The organism is Vibrio sp. V10_P2A27P122 (genome assembly GCF_963874335.1).
GTDB classification, from domain to species: domain Bacteria; phylum Pseudomonadota; class Gammaproteobacteria; order Enterobacterales; family Vibrionaceae; genus Vibrio; species Vibrio anguillarum.
This window is the reverse complement of the sequence record NZ_CAWNHY010000149.1, coordinates 1-3,926: the sequence shown is the minus strand read 5'-3', so window position 1 is coordinate 3,926 and position 3,926 is coordinate 1. Positions and strand designations below refer to the sequence as shown.

The following is a 3,926-nucleotide window of genomic DNA, read 5'->3' as shown; positions in this document are numbered from 1 at the left end:
ACGTAATGTTATGATTTATTTTGATCAAAATACCAAACAAAGAGTCATCAGTAACGTTACGAACCGATTAAAAAGTGGCGGTATTTTATTAATAGGCCACTCTGAAACATTAAACGGACTCAACTGCGATGACTTGCAATTACTGCAGCCGTCTATCTATCAAAAACGAGGGATTCGTGATTAATGGCGAACGAATTTTTACCTAAAACAGAGGCTCTGAACTTGATGCCTGGCGAGATATTCTTTGGTCATCACAGAGGTTGGATTCATACGCTGCTGGGTTCGTGCGTTGCCATTACGTTATGGCATCCAAAAACGCAGTTAGTGGGTATGTGCCATTATCTGTTGAGCCAGCGATCCGCCCTAGGTGAAGAGGCCAAACAACCTGAAGGCTATTATGCTAGCGATGTTGTGGCGTACTTTTCCCTTCAGTGTCGACGACATCAAATCAATCCTAAGGAATGTGTTGTTAAAGTATTTGGAGGTAGCACTATGTTTGCAGGTCACTACAGCAAAGTCGCTTCGATAAATGTTGCACAACAAAATGTGCGACTGGGTATGCAGTTACTGAAAGAGCACGGTTTTCAAGTAAGCCGCAATGATGTGGGTGGAAAGCGTTATCGTAAAGTATTTTTTGATGTCCAAAATGGTGATGTTTGGGTTCAATATGGGCGATCTTCTGCAAGAGAGGTAGCTTATTAATCAGCCATTGAGTGTCGACTTATAGAGGCATTACATGAAAAAAATAAAAGTATTAATCGTGGATGACTCCGCGGTTGTTCGGCAAGTGATCAGCGCTTTGTTGAGTAATGAACCTGATATTGAAGTGCTTACTCCCGCTTCTGATCCCATATTCGCTCAAAAAAAAATGGCTGTTCAATGGCCAGATGTGATTATTTTAGATGTAGAAATGCCTCGTATGGATGGTATTACGTTTCTTAAGCAACTGATGGCGGAGCATCCGACGCCTGTCATCATTTGTTCTACACTGACGGAACGTGGTGCGGAAGTGACTATGCAAGCATTGCAAGCGGGTGCGTTGACGATTATCACTAAACCCAAAGCAGGGTTGAAAGATTTTCTACAAGAAAGTCGGCAGGAAATGTTAAGTGCGGTGCGCGCCGCCGCACAAGCAAAGCTAGAAAATATTGTTAAACCCAAACATCATGTACTCAAGAAAGTACAGCAAACAATGCCGAATCCGAATCACTCGACATTAACATTGAAGACCACACAAAAAGTGGTCGTGATCGGCACATCTACAGGTGGGACACAAGCTTTAGAAGCGATCTTAACAGCATTGCCAGCAGTCTCTCCGGGGATTGTTATCGTGCAACATATGCCCGAAAAATTTACCGCGATGTTTGCTGACCGGCTCAATGGGCTTTGTCAAATAGAGGTCAGGGAAGCAAAGAATGGCGACCGAGTTCTTCCGGGGTTGGCATTGATCGCTCCGGGTGGCCGTCACATGCAACTGAATCGAAGTGGTGCACATTATCAAGTCGAAATCAAAGATGGCCCCGCAGTTAACAGGCATAAACCATCAGTCGATGTACTTTTTCGCTCAGCGGCAAAGCATGTAGGCCCTAACGCTGTCGGTTTTATTTTGACGGGAATGGGAGATGATGGCGCACGAGGTTTGCATGAGTTGAAAGAGAGCGGTGCCTATACAGTTGCACAAGATGAAGCAAGCTGTATCGTTTTTGGTATGCCCAAAGAGGCAATCGAACGTGGTGGTGCTTGTTCGGTGCTACCACTCAATCAAATAGCGCAGGAAATATTGCAACGAGCTTCATCAAGGCACTTATAGATCAGATCTTCATTTATTTTTAGTTGAAACCGACTTGTTGAGACGCTCCCAACAAGTCGTAGTAGTTACTTTTTTAAGCCAATTTGAGATTCGATGGCTTCGGTTTCTATTTCAGGGTGTTCGGCGAGCTTTTCTGAAGCCCATTGATTGATATGCTTCAAAATAGCCGACACGGCATGTTTTTTTGTTGCTTGCTCATTTTCTGCCACATCTAACGCTTGTTTAGGCTTTAAGCCAGTAGCATCTTCTGCGATATGAAGCCAATCAGGATGCCAGTAGTAAGGTTGACCAGAAGGGGTCATCCAGCCATGAACACCGTTTGTTTCACCATTGTACTGCAAATTATCTACATCATTTTTTTTCATATAAGTTCTCGTCATGGATCGATCTGAATACGTGGTTAATGTAACTCGGTTGCATAGCACAATAGAGTGAACATGATCATGTAATTGAACTAAATGTAACAAAGGAAGATGAAATTGAGGTGATTTTGATCTCATGTTTATTTGAAATTCACTCTATTGTTATTGAGAGTGAACACTGATTGTTGGGGAAATAAAAAAACCACCGAGTTTAACGTCGGTGGTTTTTACAAAAATCGTGTTTGATTTTTAGAAGTTTGCAGAGCGTGGTGTACGTGGGAAAGGAATCACATCACGCACGTTGCCCATACCGGTCACATAGGACACTAAGCGCTCAAAGCCAAGGCCGAAACCCGCGTGCGGTACAGTACCGTAACGACGTAAGTCGCGATACCAACTCATGTGTTCAGGATCTATGCCCATTTCAATCATACGCGCATCAAGAACATCTAAACGTTCTTCACGTTGAGAGCCACCGATGATTTCACCAATACCTGGGGCAAGAACATCCATTGCAGCGACAGTTTTACCATCGTCGTTTAGACGCATGTAAAATGCTTTAATGTCTTTAGGGTAGTTCTTGACGATCACAGGCGCTTTGAAGTGCTCTTCAGCAAGGAAGCGTTCGTGTTCAGAAGAAAGATCAATGCCCCATTCAACATCAAATTCAAACTTACGGCCTGAATCGATTAGGATCTTCACAGCATCTGTATAGTCTACTTGCGCAAAATCTGAATTAACGAACTGCTCAAGACGAGTAATTGCCTCTTTGTCGATACGCGAAGCAAAAAACTCAAGGTCATCACGACGTTCTTCAAGAACGGCTTTGAAGACATACTTCAGCATATCTTCAGCCAGTTTCGCGACATCGTTTAGATCAGCAAACGCGACTTCTGGTTCTACCATCCAAAATTCTGCAAGGTGGCGGCTCGTGTTTGAATTTTCAGCACGGAACGTTGGGCCAAAAGTGTACACTTTGCTTAATGCACAAGCATACGCTTCGGCATTTAACTGTCCTGAAACTGTAAGAAATGTCTCTTTGCCGAAGAAGTCTTCGTTGAAATCGACATTGCCTTGCTCAGTACGAGGAAGGTTAGCGAAATCCAGCGTTGAAACACGGAACATCTCACCCGCACCTTCTGCATCAGAAGCGGTAATCAGCGGCGCTGACATCCAGAAATAACCTTGCTCGTGGTAAAAGCGGTGGATGGCTTGAGAAAGGGAGTTGCGTACACGAGCCACTGCGCCAATCACGTTGGTACGTGGGCGAAGATGCGCCACTTCACGAAGATATTCAATTGAATGGCGAGTTTTTGCCATTGGGTAGGTTTCAGCATCTTCAACCCAGCCAACAACCTTCACCTCAGTTGCTGCAAGTTCAAATGCTTGACCAGAAGCAGGGGACTCAACAATCTTACCTGTTACTTCGACAGAGCAGCCAGTAGTGAGCTTTAGCACTTCGTCATTGTAATTATTCAGATTATTAGGGACCACGGCCTGAATCGGGTCGAAACAAGAGCCGTCATAAATGGCAAGAAAAGAGATTCCAGCTTTGGAATCACGACGAGAACGAATCCAGCCTCGGACAGTCACTTCACTGTCAACGGCTAGCTTACCGCTCAATACGTCTGTTACAGGCGCGTAAGTCATGTTTGATATAGTCTCCATTGAGGTAAAAATTCAACCCAATGTTCAAAGGTATTCTCACTATATAAAGTGGACAAAAAACAAGCGAAACATTGGGTTGCTTATTA

General features: G+C 44.0%; 5 protein-coding genes. 3 read left to right on the top strand and 2 right to left on the bottom strand.

The annotated features are described in order from the left end of the window. From AACQ17_RS07300 to AACQ17_RS07290, 3 genes are all read left to right on the top strand, one after another. Positions 1 to 184: CheR family methyltransferase (locus AACQ17_RS07300; protein WP_276206489.1), on the top strand; the 184-nt coding region annotated here is incomplete at its 5' end. Continuing rightward, positions 184 to 702, top strand: a complete 519-nt coding sequence (locus AACQ17_RS07295) for a chemotaxis protein CheD (RefSeq protein ID WP_013856765.1) — start codon at positions 184 to 186, stop codon at positions 700 to 702. The genes AACQ17_RS07300 and AACQ17_RS07295, both read left to right, overlap by 1 nt. A 34-nt stretch (positions 703 to 736) precedes the next feature. Further along, positions 737 to 1,810, top strand: coding sequence for a protein-glutamate methylesterase/protein-glutamine glutaminase (locus tag AACQ17_RS07290; protein WP_094147855.1), 1,074 nt, complete (start codon positions 737 to 739; stop codon positions 1,808 to 1,810). Positions 1,811 to 1,875: 65 nt separating this feature from the next. On the opposite strand, the gene AACQ17_RS07285 is transcribed toward AACQ17_RS07290, so the two are convergent. Then, entirely contained in the window at positions 1,876 to 2,175 is a 300-nt protein-coding gene (locus AACQ17_RS07285) for a hypothetical protein (RefSeq protein WP_017043621.1), read from the bottom strand. Positions 2,176 to 2,421: 246 nt separating this feature from the next. Then, a complete protein-coding gene (gene asnS, locus AACQ17_RS07280; protein ID WP_026028293.1) occupies positions 2,422 to 3,822 on the bottom strand; it encodes an asparagine--tRNA ligase in 1,401 nt (466 codons plus the stop codon). Positions 3,823 to 3,926: the final 104 nt, after the last annotated feature.